The organism is Qipengyuania sp., from assembly GCF_048550555.1.
Taxonomy (GTDB): Bacteria; Pseudomonadota; Alphaproteobacteria; order Sphingomonadales; family Sphingomonadaceae; genus Qipengyuania.
The window spans coordinates 104875-119475 of record NZ_JBLYYF010000037.1 but is presented as its reverse complement, the minus strand read 5'-3'; the positions used below and the strand labels follow the sequence as shown (position 1 = coordinate 119475).

The following is a 14601-nucleotide window of genomic DNA, read 5'->3' as shown; positions in this document are numbered from 1 at the left end:
TCTACAGCTTCCGCCGCTGCCCCTATGCTATGCGCGCCCGCATGGCGCTGAGCATCAGCAACGCGCGCTACGAGCACCGCGAAGTGGTGCTGCGCGACAAGCCGCCGGAAATGCTCGAAGCCTCGCCCAAGGGCACGGTGCCGGTGCTGGTCACCGAAGACGGCGCGGTGATCGAGGAAAGCCTCGACATCATGCGCTGGGCACTTGGCCGGAACGATCCCGAAGGTTGGCTCGCGCGCCGGGACGACCTGCTGCTGGCGGCCAATGACGGGCCCTTCAAGCACCATCTGGATCGTTACAAATACGCCACCCGCTATGACGACGTCGATCCCGAAGAGCACCGCGCCGCGGCGCTGGACATCCTGAAACGGCTGGAGGACCGCCTCGGCGGAGGCGCCTATCTCTGCGGCGACGCGCGCGGCTTCGCCGACATCGCCATCTTCCCCTTCATCCGCCAGTTCGCCAATGCCGACCGCGACTGGTTCGATGCACAGGAGCTTCCGCGCCTGCAGGCCTGGCTCGCCGGACTGGTCGGTTCGGAGCTGTTTGCCGGGGTGATGCTCAAGCATCCGCAATGGCGGAGCGCCTAGAGCGGTTTCGGTTCCTTGCCGTGGAGCATATGGGTGCAGCCCAGCGCCCGCGCATCGTCGCCTTCCGCGACTGCGGCGATGGTCCGCCAGCCGATACCGCGCATCCGCGCCGCGGCATCGCGATCGTGACCCAGCGGGAGGAACAGCGTATCGCGCTTCTCCGCAGCTATCGCGCCCAGCGCCTCGAGCAGCGGATCGATATAGAGCGAGAAGCCGGTCGCCGGTTCGTCGCTGCCCTTGATCGTATAGGTCCCGCCACGGCCCAGCGCGCGCCGCGCGCCCTCGCCGTAAAGCGTGAAGCCGAACCAGCTCTGATATTCGAAGCCGTGGCGTTCGGTCGGGTCGAGCGTGACGCGGGCGCGGTCGCCGATGGCGGCGGCGACCTCGCGCAGCCCTGCGATCCGGCTGGCGAGCGCCCCGCCAGCATCGACCGCGGCGAGCTTGTCGATCGCCTCGCCGAAGGGGCCGGTGGCATAGAGCAGCGGGAGATAGGCCTCGCCGCCGGCATCGCGCAGCCCGCCGGCATCCTTGGTGTCGAGTTCGCGCCGCACCGCCTCGCGCTGAGCGGGATCGAGCGGCATCGCGTCTTCGACGAGCGCATCGACGAGGTCGGGGAGCGTGAAGTCGACCGAGATATTGGCGACGCCAGCCGCCTTGAGCGCGTCGATCGCGACCGAGACCATCTCGCTGGCCGCCGCGACGCTGTCGGCGCCGATCAGTTCGGCCCCCATCTGCAGCCGCTGACGCGCGGGATCGAGCTGGTCGGCGCGGAGCAGCGCGACATCGCCCGCATAGCACAGCCGCAGCGGGCGCGGAGCGCCGGCCATGCCGGTCGCGGCGATGCGGCCGACCTGCACGGTCATGTCGCTGCGCAGCGCCAGCGTGCGGAGGCTGTCGGGATCGGTGAAGCGCACCATCCGCCTTGTAGCGACGCCAGCCATGCGCCCGGCCAGCGAGTGCTCGAATTCGACCAGTGGCGGGCGCACGCGGTCGTAACCGTGGACGTCCATCGCGTCGAGCACGGCGCGCATGGCGCGGGTGATCGCTCGGGCACGCTCGGGAAGCGCATCCTCGAGACCGACGGGCAGGAGGTCGTCAGGTGTCGTCATAACGCCGCGCCCCCTGCCCCATCGACCGTCAGAATGCCAGAGGCATCACGACCTTCACGCCTTCGAGCGCGCAAGCCGCCTTGACCACCTCGTTGGGGATCGGCTGGTCGACGCTCAGCAGCAGCACCGCTTCGCCGCCCGCCGCGCGGCGACCGAGATTGAAGGTCCCGATATTGATCCCGTTCTCGCCCAGCAGCGAACCGATCCGGCCGATGAAGCCGGGCGCGTCCTCGTTGACGATATAGAGCATGTGGCCATCGAGTTCGGCCTCGATCCGCACGCCGAAGATTTCGGTCAGCCGCGGCGCATCCGCGCCGAACAGCGTGCCCGCCACCGACCGGTCGCCCGCCTCGGTGCCCACCGTCACGCGCAGCAGCGTATTGTAGGCGCCTTCCTTCTCGTGCCGGATCGAGCGCACGTCGAGCCCGCGTTCCTTGGCGAGATAGGGCGCGTTGACCATGTTCACCGTGTCCGAATAGCAGCGCATCAACCCCGCCAGCACAGCGCCCTCGATCGGCTTGCCCGACAGTTCCGCCGCCGCGCCCTCGCGCTCGATGCTGATCTTGGTGAGATTGCCGTGGGCCAGCTGGCCGACGAGGCTGCCGAGGTTTTCGGCGAGCTTCATATAGGGCTTCAGCTTGGGCGCTTCCTCGGCGCTGAGGCTGGGCATGTTGAGCGCATTGGTGACACCGCCGTTGACGAGGTAGTCGGCCATCTGCTCGGCCACCTGCAGCGCGACATTGACCTGCGCCTCGGTGGTCGATGCCCCCAGATGCGGGGTGCAGATGAAATTGGGCTTGCCGAACAGCGGTGATTCCTTGGCCGGCTCGGTCTGGAACACGTCGAGTGCCGCGCCCGCGACCTGCCCGCTGTCGAGCGCCTCGGCCAGCGCCGCCTCGTCGATGAGCCCGCCGCGCGCGCAATTCACGATCCGCACGCCCTTCTTGGTCTTGGCGAGGTTCTCCGCCGAGAGGATGTTGCGCGTTTCGTCGGTCAGCGGCGTGTGCAGCGTGATGAAGTCCGCCTTGGCGAGCAGCGTGTCGAGATCGGCCTTCTCGACGCCCATCTCGATCGCGCGCTCTTCGGTCAGGAAGGGATCGTAGGCCACGACCTTCATCCTGAGGCCGAGCGCGCGGCTGGCAACGATGCTGCCGATATTGCCTGCCCCGATCAGGCCGAGCGTCTTGCCGGTCACCTCGACGCCCATGAAGTCGTTCTTGGGCCATTCGCCCGCCTGCGTGCGCGTGTTCGCCGCGGGAATCTCGCGGGCGAGCGCGAACATCATGGCGATGGCGTGTTCGGCGGTAGTGATCGAATTTCCGAAAGGCGTGTTCATCACCACCACGCCCTTGGCGCTGGCGGCTGGGATATCGACATTGTCGACCCCGATCCCGGCGCGGCCGACGACCTTGAGATTGTCGGCAGCCTCGAGGATCTCCTTGGTGACCTTGGTCGCCGAACGGATCGCGAGGCCGTCGTACTGGCCGATCACGGCGCTGAGTTCGTCGGGAGTCATGCCCGGCTTCACGTCGACGTCGCAGCCGCGCTCTTCGAAGATGCGCGCAGCATTGGGGTCCATCTTGTCCGAGATGAGGACTTTGGGTTTGGTCATGACAGATACTCCTGTCGTTCGCCCGGCACGGGCCGGGACATGATCTGGAAAAGGGATTGGCGGCGGCCCGGGACGCGGGCCGCCAGCCGGATCAGCCGTTCTTGACCTGCTCGTAGGCCCACTCGATCCACGGCAGGAGGCGCTTCAGGTCCTCCTGCTCGACCGTGCCGCCGCACCAGATGCGCAAGCTCGGCGGGGCGTCGCGGTAGCCGTTGAAATCGTAGCCGACATCGCGGTCTTCTAGCAGCTTGACGATCTTCTTCGGCACGCCCGCCTTGTCCTCGTCGGAGAGGCTGTCGTACCAGTCGCCCTGGAAGACGAAGCACACGCCGGTGTTGGTGCGCTTGGCCGGGTCGGAAACCATGTTGCGCAGCCACGGCGTCGCCTCGATCCAGTCGAGCACGATCTTCGCATTGGCGTCGGCGCGTTCGAACATAGCCTTGCGGCCACCCAGCGCCTGCGCCCATTCGAGCGCGTCGATATAGTCCTCGGTCGCCAGCATCGAGGGCGTGTTGATCGTCGCGCCTTCGAAGATGCCCGTGTTGATCTTGCCGCCCTTCTTGAGGCGGAAGAGCTTGGGCAGCGGCCATTCGGGGTCGTAGCTCTCGATCCGCTCGACCGCCTTGGGGCTGAGGATCAGCATGCCGTGCTGCGCTTCCGAGCCCATGACCTTCTGCCAGCTGTAGGTCGTGGCATCGAGCTTGGCCCAGTCCATCTCCATCGCGAAGACGGCGCTGGTGGCATCGTTGATCGTCACGCCCTCGCGGGCCGGGGCGAGCCAGTCGGTGTTCGGGATCTTGGCGCCCGAGGTCGTGCCGTTCCAGGTGAAGACGACGTCGCTTTCCTGCGGAATGCTCGCGAGGTCGGGGATTTCGCCGTAATCGGCGTCGAGCGTGGTCAGCTGCGGCAGCTTGAGCTGCTTGACCGCGTCCTGGATCCAGACATTGCCGAAGCTTTCCCACGCCGCCACGGTCGCCGGGCGGTCGGGCCGCAGCATCGTCCACATCGCGCATTCGAGCGCGCCCGTGTCCGAGGCCGGCATGATCCCGACGAGATAATCCTCGGGCACGCCGAGCAGCTCCTTCGACAGGTCGATGGCGTATTTCAGCCGCGACTTGCCGAGCGCGCTCCGGTGCGAGCGTCCGAGAGATTCGGTTTTGAGATTGGCGGCAGACCAGCCCTTGTGCTTGGCGGTCGGTCCGGACGAAAAGAAGGGGCGCTCTGGTTTGAGCGTCGGTTCGGCAGTCATGTATTCTCTCCTTGCAGAGAGCTCGCGCGGCGTTGGGACCGCGTGGCCCGACAGCCGAACTAATGTTGCGCCGCAGCAAGTCAATGCGAAATAGCTTTGCAGCGACGAAGCGTAGCTGCGACACGGCAGGCTCCCTCTCGCCAAAGCTGCCCCAATTGCCTAAGGGCGCGCCGATGGATGTGACCGATCTCCGCATCGCGCTGTTCAGCGGGAACTACAACTACACCCGCGACGGCTGTAACCAGGCGCTCAACCGCCTCGCCGAGTATCTGTTGCGGCAGGGTGCGGCGCTGCGCGTCTACGCGCCCGTGGTGTCCGAGCCCGATTTTCCGCCGACCGGCGACCTCGTCGACGTGCCCAACATGCGTATGCCGGTGAAGAATCGCGGGGAATATCGCCTCGGCCTCCCGCTCGACGCCAAGGCGCGCGCCGATCTGGAGGCCTTCGCTCCCAACACGATCCACCTCTCGGCGCCCGACTTCACCGGGCACTCGGCGCTCAACTGGGCGCGCAAGCGTGACCTGCCCGTGCTCGCCTCGGTTCACACGCGCTTCGAAACCTACCCCCAGTATTACGGCCTGGGCTTCCTCGAACCGGCGGTAATCGCGCTGTTGCGTCGATTCTACCACCGCTGTGACGCTCTGGTGGCGCCCTCGCAGAGCCAGATCGACGAGCTCAAGGCGCAGGGGATGCATGACGATATCAGCATCTGGTCGCGCGGCGTCGACCGGACGGTCTTTCATCCCTCCAAGCGCGATCTCGAATGGCGCCGCTCGCTCGGCCTTGCCGACGACGACGTCGCGATCGTCTTTCTCGGCCGGCTGGTCATGGAGAAGGGCCTCGACGTCTTTGCCGAGACCATCGTCCAGCTGCGCAAGCGGCAGGTGCCGCACAAGGTCCTCGTGATCGGCGACGGGCCGGCCCGCGGCTGGTTCGAAAAGGCCCTGCCGGGCGGCATCTTCGCCGGGTTCAAGACCGGCGCCGATCTCGGCAAGGCGCTGGCGAGCGGGGATATTTTCTTCAATCCCTCAATCACCGAGACCTTCGGCAACGTCACGCTGGAGGCGATGGCCTGCGGCCTCCCCGTGGTCGCCGCCGGTGCCACCGGTGCGGCCAGCCTGGTCATCGACGGCGAAACCGGCCAGCTGGTCCCCCCGGGCAAGCCCGATGTCTTCGCGCCGGCCTGCGCCGAGGCGCTCGCCCCCTATTGCCTAGACGATGAGCTGCGCCTGCGGCACGGCGCCAACGGCGAGGAAGCCGCAGGCGCTTATTCGTGGGACGCGATCAACCAGGCGGTCGTCGACACCTATCTGCGGCTCCACGAACTGCGCGCGGCGGAAGCGGCCTAGTTCAGCGCAGGACCCCGGTAGCCTTCTGGCTGCGTGCATACCACCATTGCAGCACGATCGAGAGGATGATCACCAGCGGCATGACCTTGCCCATGGTGTTGTCCGCCATCTGCGGCGGCAGGTCGATGGTGTACTGATAGGCGAGGCTCAGTACCGCGCCGACCAGCGAGACCAGAAATGCGGTGCCCGCGAAGCGGGAGCGGAGCAGCAGCAGCACCGAGCCGGCAACCGATCCCCAGACGCCCAGCGCCCACAGGGCATCGGCCCAGACGGGGAAGCTGTCGAGGAAGGCGATCGATTGGTCGACCGTCATGCCCATCTGCCCCATCGTCGCTTCGAGATAGGCCCGATCGCGCAATTGCGACATGATGTAGTCGTAGCCGCCGAAAGCATTCCACAGCAGCGACACGAGCCCCACCACCCACAGGTGCCACGGCGCCTTGCCTGTATTGTCCATTGTCTTCCCTCCCTCTTACGAACCCGCGGGGAGAATAGACCTCGCCCCGCGGAACGTAAACAGGAGGACCCTCAGAGCCGCTCGATCTTCTTGGCGAGTTCGTCGACCAGGTCGACGATTTCGCGAATGGTTTCCTCGTCGAGCTTGCCCGAACGCGCGCGGTTCTTGAGCACGCCGGCGAGATTGCCGATCGCGCGGAACATTTCGGGGGTGGCGTAGGCGCGGCGGTGCTCGCCGTGCCCCGACAGGCGCTCGAACAGCGCCTCGACCTCGTCCGCGCGCTCGTCCAGTTCCGCGCGGCCCGCATCGGTTGCTTCATAGGCCTTGCGCGTCTCGTCGCCATCAGCCTGTGCGATCGCGCCCTCGTCCTCGAGCAGCGCCAAGGTGGGATAGATCGTCCCCGGGCTGGGGGCATAGGCGCCCTCGGTCAGTTCCTCGATCGCCTTGATCAGTTCGTAACCGTGGCGGGGCTCGTCGGCGACGAGTTTGAGCAGCACGAGCCGCAATTCGCCCGAACCGAACATGCGACGCCGGCGTGGCCCTCCGCCGCGCGGACCGAAATCGAAGCTCCAGTTCGGGCCGCCGAAGCCCGCCGCAGCGCCGAAACCGTCACCGCAATCGGCTTCCGACATCATCGCGGCCACGAAGGGCCAGCCGCCCATCTTGCGCATCTTGCGCATCTTGCGCCACTTGTGAGCCTTGTACATCGCCTCATTCCTTGTCCTATCGTCGATAGCTCTAAGATATATCTTACGAGGCATAACGCAAGATGGCGATGCAAATCCTCGGCAAAGACCTTATGTCAGCCGACCAATGGCCGACCTGTTTCCCGACGATGCTCCCCAGTCCCGCCCCGCAGACGCGCCGCGCGAGGATGCCCCGCTGGCCGACCGGCTGCGCCCGGCGAGCCTCGGGGAGGTCATCGGGCAGGACCATCTGACCGGGCCCGAGGGCGCGATTGGACGAATGGTCGCGGCCGGTCGCCTGTCGAGCATGATCCTGTGGGGACCGCCCGGGACGGGCAAGACCACCATCGCGCGACTGCTCGCCGACAGCGTCGGTATGCGCTTCGAAAGCGTTAGCGCGGTGTTCAGCGGCGTCGCCGACCTCAAGAAGGCCTTCGCCGCCGCCGACAAGGCCGCCGAAGCGGGCCAGCGCACGCTGCTGTTCGTGGACGAGATCCACCGCTTCAACCGCGCCCAGCAGGACGGCTTCCTCCCATTCGTCGAACGCGGCACGGTAACGCTCGTGGGGGCGACCACCGAGAACCCGAGCTTCGCGCTCAACGCCGCGCTGCTCAGCCGCGCGCAGGTGCTGATCCTCCAGCGGCTCGACCGCGAGGCGCTCGGCCAGCTGCTCGATCGCGCGGAAGCGCTCGAAGGCCCGCTGCCGCTAACCGTCGAGGCACGCGATGCGCTGGTCGCGAGCGCCGACGGCGACGGCCGCTTCCTGCTCAACCAGGCCGAAACGCTCTACAATGCGAAGATCGGCGAGCCGCTCGATCCGGCAGGGCTGGGCACATTCCTGCAGCGCCGCGTGGCAGTCTACGACAAGGATCGCGAGGGGCATTACAACCTCATCTCCGCACTTCACAAAGCGGTGCGCGGCAGCGACGTGCAGGCGAGCCTCTATTACCTCGCGCGCATGCTCACCGCGGGGGAAGAACCCCGTTTCCTCGCCCGGCGGCTGGTGCGGATGGCGGTTGAAGATATCGGCATGGCCGACCCGCAGGCGCTGGTGCAATGCATGGCGGCCAGGGACGCCTACGAATTCCTCGGCAGCCCCGAGGGCGAACTCGCGCTGGTGCAGGCCTGCACCTATCTCGCCACTGCGCCCAAATCGAATGCCGTCTACAAGGCGCAGAAGGCCGCGTTCAAATCGGCCCGCGAAACGGGCAGCCTGATGCCCCCGCAGAACATCCTCAACGCGCCGACCAAGCTGATGAAGGATATCGGCTATGGCGCGGGCTACAGCTACGATCACGATGCCGAAGGCGGCTTTTCGGGCGACGATTACTGGCCCGATGAGATGGAGCCCCAGAGCTACTACCAGCCGGTCGAACGCGGCTTCGAGCGCGAGGTGAAGAAGCGGCTCGACTATTGGGACAAGCTGCGGCGCGAGCGTGGCTCGCGCTCAAATGGCGATGCCGTGGCGCAAGACAAGAGTGCGTAGCTTCAGCCATTTCCTCGCGATCGACTGGTCGGGCGCAAAGGGGCCGGTCCAGAAAGGTATCGCGCTGGCGCTGGCTCATGCAGAGGGCGGACCGCCGGTGCTGGTCGAGCCTGGCCGGGGCTGGTCGCGCGAGGATGTGCTGGCCCTGCTGCGCGAAGATTTGCCCGAGGACACGCTGGTCGGGCTCGACCTCGGCATCGCGCTGCCCTTCGCCGATTGCGGGGCCTTCTTCCCCCGCTCCCACCACTCTCCGAGCGACGCGCCCGAACTCTGGGCGCTGATCGACGATGTCTGTTCGGGCAATGCCAATCTCGGGGCGCAGGCCTTCGTCGACCATCCTGAATTCCGGCCCTATTTCCGCGACGGGATCGAGACCGGGCCGCATTTCGGCTGCGATGGCGCCGAGCATGGTCGCGGGCGGTTCCGCGTGACCGAACAGGCGCAGGCTTCCATGGGCTGCAAGCCCTATTCGAACTTCAACCTCGTCGGCGCGGCGCAGGTCGGCAAGTCGAGCCTGACGGGCATGCGCATGCTGCACCGTTTGCGCGGGCGCCTGCCCGTATGGCCGGTCGACCCGTTGACCGAGACAGGGTCCGCCGTGGTAGAAATCTATACCAGCCTGGCCGCGCTCGAAGCCGGTCGCAGCGCGAGCCGGGCGAAGATGCGTAGCCGCGAAGAACTCGACGACGCCCTGGTCTCGCTGGGAAGCGCCTCCATCGCCGCGTCGGGCCCGATCGACGACCATTCCTCCGACGCGCTGCTGACCGCTGCCTGGCTCCGCAAGGTCCACAAGGATCCGGCGCGCTGGCACCCGGCAGGGCTTTCGCCGGGCCTTGCCCGCACCGAGGGCTGGACCTTCGGCGCGCTCTAGGCCACTTCCAGGGGAGGGAGGGGCCATGGCCGACACCGAACCGCTGATCGAATTTCTGTGCGATCCCGCGCTCGAGGGGACCATCCCGGTGCCCGAACGCGCGGTTCGTTTCGCGCCCGAGTGGTTCAAGCGGCTCGATCGCGAACTGGGCGTACCCGATGCCCACGGCCTTCCCGGTCTGACCGTCAAGGCCTGCCTTCCCGTCACCGACGCTTTCTCGCTCGGCTACGTCATCCCGTTGCCCTTCGACGTCATGCTGCGCGTGCCCGAGGATCGCGTGACGATCCAGCTCGGCTGGGGACCCGACCTGCCCTTCCAGCCGGTCGAGCAACACCTGCCCGCGCAGATCGGCGCGCCCGAGCATCCTTTCGAACGCGCGATGCCTCTGAAGTTCATCAATCCGTGGCGGATCAAGGTGCCCGAAGGCTATTCGGTGCTCTTCGCCCCGCCCTTCAGTCGGCCGGACCTGCCCTTCACCTGTTTTTCGGGCCTGGTCGATTGCGACCGCTTCGCCACCACGATCAATTTTCCCTTCCTCTGGACCGGCGAGACGGGCGACCATTACCTGCCCGCGGGCACACCGCTCGTGCAGGCGGTCCCGATCCGCCGCGACACGCTGCTCAAGCGGTCGCAGGCGCGCGCCGCAACCGCGGAGGAGCGGGCCGAACAGGACGCGGCCAAGGCGCGCAAATATGGCGAGGAATCGGTCTATTCACGCGAGTGGCGCGAGAAGAAATAGCCGCTTTCGAGGAGTACCTGGTGGAGCCGAGCGGGATCGAACCGCTGACCTCGTCATTGCGAACGACGCGCTCTCCCAACTGAGCTACGGCCCCGTTCCAGGTTTGCCGTACCGCCACCTTCGGGCGGTACGAGGCGCGCCGTTTAGCCAATTGCGGCGCGCCTGAAAAGAACCAATATTGTCAGTTCTTCGGCGTGTCGTCCTCGCCCGCATCGTTGAGGATCGGCTGGATGACCGGAACCGAGGAGCGGGTTTCGTCGATCGGGGCGACGGGAATCTTCGCCCCCGTCTCGGGGTCAACGACCTTGGATTCCTGAAGCGGCGCGGCGCTCAGCATGGAGGGGTCGGCACCCGGCCCGGGCAGCCGTTGCGAACGGGCCCTCATGACCGCGACATAGCCGGGCTGCGAGGCGCCGTAGCGGTCGCCATAGCGCGCGTCCCAGGCAGAGGAATCGCGTTCATATTGCTCATAGGCCTGGAAGAAGCGTTCGAACGGTCCTTCGAAGGCCGCGAAATTGGCGAGCCCGAAGGCGAGCGGATCGACCTTCTCGGAAGCGAGATATTGCTGCGAGATGCCGAGCGCGGTGCGGCAGAAGTCGGCTCGCGCGGGCGGCAACGCGAAATAGTTGTAGACCATCGTCATCTGGCTCTCGCGCGCCTGGATCGCCGAGCGCCCCTTGCCGTATTCCTTGCCGTAGGCGGCATCGATCCGGTCGTTCACCTGCTTCAGCGGCCGGGCATAGTCCTTGATGTAGCTGCTGTAGGCATCGAGGATCGGCTGGTACTGCGGGTCGAGGCAGTTGAGCGCAGCGACGTTCCACGCCGAGCGGAAGTGCCACACCTTCTCATCGTCCGAGATGCCGAGATTGACCGTTTCGCGCATCCCGAGCGAATTCACCGGCGGGATGTTCATGACATAGGACGCCTGGCCCGGCGGCAGCGGGCGAATGGGCACCGCCTCGACCACCGGCGGCGGCGGCGGTGGGGGCGGCGGAGGCGGGGTCGTGCAGGCCCCGAGAGCGGCAAGACCGGCGGCGGTCGCCGCCATGCGAATGGTGATGTTCAAACCGCGGCTCATGGCGCGCAGACCCTCCTCGATAAAGCTGTCGTTCATCCTGCGCCGGCGTCCCTTGACGGGGGATGAAGCATGCCCGCCTAGCCGCTGCGCCGGGCAAAGAAAATGCCCGGGGCGCTACTTACGCCCCGGGCACGATCAAGCGACTCCTGCGTGCGACGAGCGGATCAGTTCCGGTTGCCCATGAAACGCAGCAGGAACAGGAACATATTGATGAAATCGAGATACAGGCTCAACGCGCCCATGATCACCGCCTTGCCGGCGAATTCGGTACCGCGCAGGTACTGATATTCGCGCTTCAGGCGCTGGGTGTCATAGGCAGTAAGGCCGGCGAAGATCAGCACGCCGAGGAAGCTGACCGCGAGCGCCAGCGTGCTCGACTGCAGGAAGATGTTGATCACCATGGCGATCAGCAGGCCGATAACGCCCATGACGAGGAAGGTCCCGAAGCCCGACAGATCCTTCTTCGTGGTATAGCCGAACAGGCTGAGGCCGGCGAAGGCACCGGCGGTGGCAAAGAAGGTCGCGGCGATGCTTTCCCCCGTATAGACCAGGAAAATGGTCGACAGCGAAAGGCCCATCACGGTGGCAAAGCCCCAGAACATCGCCTGCAGCGTGCCCTGACTGAACTTGTTGACACCGAAGCTCATCGCGAAGACGAAGGCCAGCGGCGCCAGGGCCACCAGCCACATCAGCGGACCGGTTGCGAAGGTCAGCGCCAGACCGCTGCGCGCGGTGAGCAGCGCGACCACGCCGGTCAGCAGCACGCCCGAGGCCATGTAGTTGTAAATCTTGAGCATGTGGGCGCGCAGGCCCGCATCGTAGGTTCCCTGCCTGGCAACGGCGTCGCCGGCGCGCGGCACGGTGCCGAAGCCCTGCCGCTGGTCGGTGTCGTTCCAATTGGCCATGTCTGTGCAACTCCTCTTGGCAGGGCGGCGATACGCCCCGCTCCGTGTCCGGAATATCGGCATTCGAGCCCACAATTTCAAGCAAAACCGGACCGGGATCGCCGAGCGCGCATTCCCCCTCGACGAAGGGACGATCAGGCCTCGCCGGCCGCGTCCACCATGGCCGCCTCGAGCGCCTCGGCAGGAGTCCGACCTCCCCACAGGACGAACTGGAACGCCGGATAGAAGCGGTCGCATTCGTCGACCGCTATTTCGACCAGCTCCTGCGCCTGGCCGAGGCTCAGCAGCCCCTCGTCGCCAAGCATGGTACCATTGCGATAGAGCAGCACGCCGCCGTTCGACCAGATGTCGAAATGTCCGAGCCACATCTGTTCGTTGACCAGGCTGACGAGTTCGTGCGCGGGCGCCCGCTTGTCCTTCGAGATGCGGATGTCGGGCAGGCAAAGGATCTGCAGCACCAGGTCCTCGGGGCGCCAGATCCCGCGCAGCTGGTAGGTGGTCCAGCTACCCTGGATTTCGCCGCTCATCTCCGTCGAGGTCGATTCGCACGGCCAGCCGCGCGCCTCGAACAGCGCCACCAGCATGTCGAGCGGCGCCGCGCCCTCTTCCGCCTCGAAGCGGTCTTCTGCTGGTCTCATCGAAGCTGTCCCGTGCCCGTCATCCCCCGCTGGATGCAGAAGCGCGGGGCCGCTTGGCAATGCAGGCAGGGCTCGACGCTGGGGAGAACCGCGCTGGCTTGTGCAAAGCTTGTGAACAAGTGCGCGAACGGCGTTAACCGTGCCCGTTGGTCACAGCTTGTCGATCTTCTCGCCCTCGGCGCTGGTAAAGGGGAAGGAGTCCAATCCCAACTTCCTCAGTTCGTTGACCATTTCCCGCGCGCTTTCGGCACTGTCGAAAGGTCCCGAAAGCAGCCGGTTGGCCTCGCCCCAGGGGGTGACGAAGGGGCCCTTGCCGTCGAGCTTGCCCTCCGCCTTGCGCGTGATCCTGCGCCAGTCGAACTTGAGCGCGTCGGTGTCCTTGCCGGTCGCCACCTGCACCCAGTGGCGCGAAGGATAGGCTGGTGGAGGCGGCGGCTTGGGGGCCGCCCGCTCGCGCGGGATTTCGATGCGGGTGATATCGACCGCCCCGCTCGCAGCGGGGGCCGGAGTTTGCGGTTCGAGTGTGAAACCGCTGAAGGCGTCGGCGACGCTTGCCGGACTCGGTGCGGGAGCGGCGCTCGACATGGGAGGCGGCGTCGGCACAGGTGACGGCGCGGGTGTCGGAGTGGGCGCGGGTAACGGCGTTGGCTCGGGTGACGGCGTCGGCGCCTTCGGGGCAGGCATTGCCGGATCCGTCCCAGCCTGCGCGACCACGACCGGTGTCGCAGGCGCCGCCGCAGGCTCGCCGGAGGGGACTACGGCTGTGTTTTCGCCGTTCGCTGGCGGGGGCGAAGCGGGAGCAGGCGGCGGTGGAGCAGGGGGCGGTGCTTCGCGCTCCGGGCGCTCGATCGGAGTGGCCCCGCCCCCCCTGCTGCGGGTCAGGTCGGGGCGACGCCGGTTCTGGCGACTGCGCGGGTCGGACGCCGCGGTTGCGGGCGCGGCCACCTGTTGCGCGGCTGTCGTATCGGCGCGAGCGACCCGTGCCGGGGGCGGAGAATAGCCCGCGATGTCGGCATCGTCGGTGCCTATGCTCGCCGTGCGCGGGAAGATGCCGAGATTGGCGGCGGCGGCCTGCTGTGCCTTGGTGAGGCGGGGCATGTAATCGAAATAGGCGGCCATGCGGGCGCCGACACCCGCCGGAAGCATGGTATCGGCGATGTCCTTGGCCGCACGCGCATCGCCGAGGATGGCCAGGCCGAATGCGCGAGTGCGGTACGCGGTCACATCACGCTTCTCGAGCAAGGGCAGCAGGGTGGCTTCGAAACCCTTGCGGTCTCCGCTGATGGCCTGGCTCAGCGCGAGACGCCGGGTGACCTCTTCGCCTGCCCCGTTGGCCAGCGCGAGGCGGTAGAAATGCTGGGCGCTTGCGGCATCGCCGACCAGGTCGAAGGCAAGCCCGCGATCCTCGGCCATGGACGCGAGGGGAGCGCCTGCCTTTTCCGCCTCGGCGAAGAGGCGCAGCGCCTCGACCGGTCGGCGCGAGCGGGTGTAGGCACGGGCCAGCCCCAGCTTGGTCCGCGCATTGCCCGGCGAAAGCTCGTTCGCCCGGCCGAAAAAACCGATCGCCGCGTCGATGTCGCCCAGCTGGAGCGCGGCCTCGCCGGCATCGAGCAGGGCGTTCATGTCCGCGGCATTGCGCGCGAGCCGCGCAAGCGCCTCGCTCAGCTTACGCTCGCCTTCCCCGGGCAGGGGCTGGACGATTTCACGCTGGGCCGCGACCGGCGCCGCATGCGCGGTTACGGACAGCAGCGCAGCCGCAGTCGCAAGTCGCCGGTTCGAAATCATATCCCGCTCCCCTCGGCGCGGGCATCATCCCGCGCCGACGCGGCTGC

The 14601-nt window shown here is 66.9% G+C and carries 14 protein-coding genes and 1 tRNA gene; 5 read left to right on the top strand and 10 right to left on the bottom strand.

The window, feature by feature from the left end; genetic code table 11:
- Window positions 1-590: glutathione S-transferase (locus ACN4E0_RS09410; RefSeq protein ID WP_419567366.1), on the top strand; the 590-nt coding region annotated here is incomplete at its 5' end.
- Here the strand turns inward: ACN4E0_RS09410 and ACN4E0_RS09405 are convergent.
- From ACN4E0_RS09405 to ACN4E0_RS09395, 3 genes are all read right to left on the bottom strand, one after another.
- Window positions 587-1699 (bottom strand): ATP phosphoribosyltransferase regulatory subunit, encoded by a 1113-nt coding sequence (locus tag ACN4E0_RS09405; protein WP_419567365.1) that lies wholly within the window; start codon window positions 1697-1699, stop codon window positions 587-589. The two genes, ACN4E0_RS09410 and ACN4E0_RS09405, sit on opposite strands and share 4 nt — an antisense overlap.
- Before the next feature lie 28 nt (window positions 1700-1727).
- A complete protein-coding gene (gene serA, locus ACN4E0_RS09400) occupies window positions 1728-3311 on the bottom strand; it encodes a phosphoglycerate dehydrogenase (RefSeq protein ID WP_419567363.1) in 1584 nt (527 codons plus the stop codon).
- A 91-nt stretch (window positions 3312-3402) separates the two neighbouring features.
- Window positions 3403-4560, bottom strand: coding sequence for a phosphoserine transaminase (locus ACN4E0_RS09395; RefSeq protein WP_419567362.1), 1158 nt, complete (start codon window positions 4558-4560; stop codon window positions 3403-3405).
- A gap of 173 nt (window positions 4561-4733) precedes the next feature.
- On the opposite strand from ACN4E0_RS09395, the gene ACN4E0_RS09390 reads away from it, so the two are divergent.
- On the top strand, window positions 4734-5909 hold the full coding sequence (locus ACN4E0_RS09390) for a glycosyltransferase family 4 protein (RefSeq protein ID WP_419567360.1): 1176 nt from the start codon (window positions 4734-4736) through the stop codon (window positions 5907-5909).
- Window position 5910: 1 nt separating this feature from the next.
- Here the strand turns inward: ACN4E0_RS09390 and ACN4E0_RS09385 are convergent, their stop codons facing one another.
- Together ACN4E0_RS09385 and ACN4E0_RS09380 are read right to left on the bottom strand one after the other, a co-directional pair.
- Window positions 5911-6366 (bottom strand): hypothetical protein, encoded by a 456-nt coding sequence (locus ACN4E0_RS09385; protein ID WP_419567359.1) that lies wholly within the window; start codon window positions 6364-6366, stop codon window positions 5911-5913.
- A gap of 71 nt (window positions 6367-6437) precedes the next feature.
- Entirely contained in the window at window positions 6438-7073 is a 636-nt protein-coding gene (locus tag ACN4E0_RS09380) for a PadR family transcriptional regulator (protein WP_419567358.1), read from the bottom strand.
- Between the two features lie 106 nt (window positions 7074-7179).
- On the opposite strand from ACN4E0_RS09380, the gene ACN4E0_RS09375 reads away from it, so the two are divergent.
- Genes ACN4E0_RS09375 through ACN4E0_RS09365 form a run of 3 tightly spaced genes read left to right on the top strand, consistent with a single transcriptional unit; the run spans window position 7180 to window position 10148 of the window.
- Entirely contained in the window at window positions 7180-8538 is a 1359-nt protein-coding gene (locus ACN4E0_RS09375) for a replication-associated recombination protein A (protein WP_419567357.1), read from the top strand.
- On the top strand, window positions 8531-9409 hold the full coding sequence (locus ACN4E0_RS09370; protein WP_419567355.1) for a hypothetical protein: 879 nt from the start codon (window positions 8531-8533) through the stop codon (window positions 9407-9409). Before ACN4E0_RS09375 ends, ACN4E0_RS09370 begins: the two co-directional genes overlap by 8 nt.
- 25 nt (window positions 9410-9434) lie before the next feature.
- Complete coding sequence (locus tag ACN4E0_RS09365) at window positions 9435-10148, top strand: hypothetical protein (RefSeq protein ID WP_419567353.1); 714 nt, start codon at window positions 9435-9437, stop codon at window positions 10146-10148.
- Window positions 10149-10166: 18 nt separating this feature from the next.
- Here the strand turns inward: ACN4E0_RS09365 and ACN4E0_RS09360 are convergent.
- The 5 genes from ACN4E0_RS09360 to ACN4E0_RS09340 form a co-directional block, all read right to left on the bottom strand.
- Window positions 10167-10242: transfer RNA gene (locus ACN4E0_RS09360), tRNA-Ala, on the bottom strand.
- An 87-nt stretch (window positions 10243-10329) separates the two neighbouring features.
- Window positions 10330-11262 carry a hypothetical protein gene (locus ACN4E0_RS09355; protein WP_419567352.1) on the bottom strand — a complete coding sequence of 311 codons (933 nt, stop codon included), beginning with the start codon at window positions 11260-11262 and terminating at the stop codon, window positions 10330-10332.
- 128 nt (window positions 11263-11390) lie between these two features.
- Window positions 11391-12131 (bottom strand): Bax inhibitor-1/YccA family protein, encoded by a 741-nt coding sequence (locus ACN4E0_RS09350; RefSeq protein WP_419567350.1) that lies wholly within the window; start codon window positions 12129-12131, stop codon window positions 11391-11393.
- Window positions 12132-12265: 134 nt separating this feature from the next.
- A complete protein-coding gene (locus ACN4E0_RS09345; RefSeq protein WP_419567348.1) occupies window positions 12266-12769 on the bottom strand; it encodes a YbjN domain-containing protein in 504 nt (167 codons plus the stop codon).
- A gap of 150 nt (window positions 12770-12919) precedes the next feature.
- On the bottom strand, window positions 12920-14554 hold the full coding sequence (locus ACN4E0_RS09340; RefSeq protein WP_419567346.1) for a tetratricopeptide repeat protein: 1635 nt from the start codon (window positions 14552-14554) through the stop codon (window positions 12920-12922).
- Between the last annotated feature and the right edge of the window lie 47 nt (window positions 14555-14601).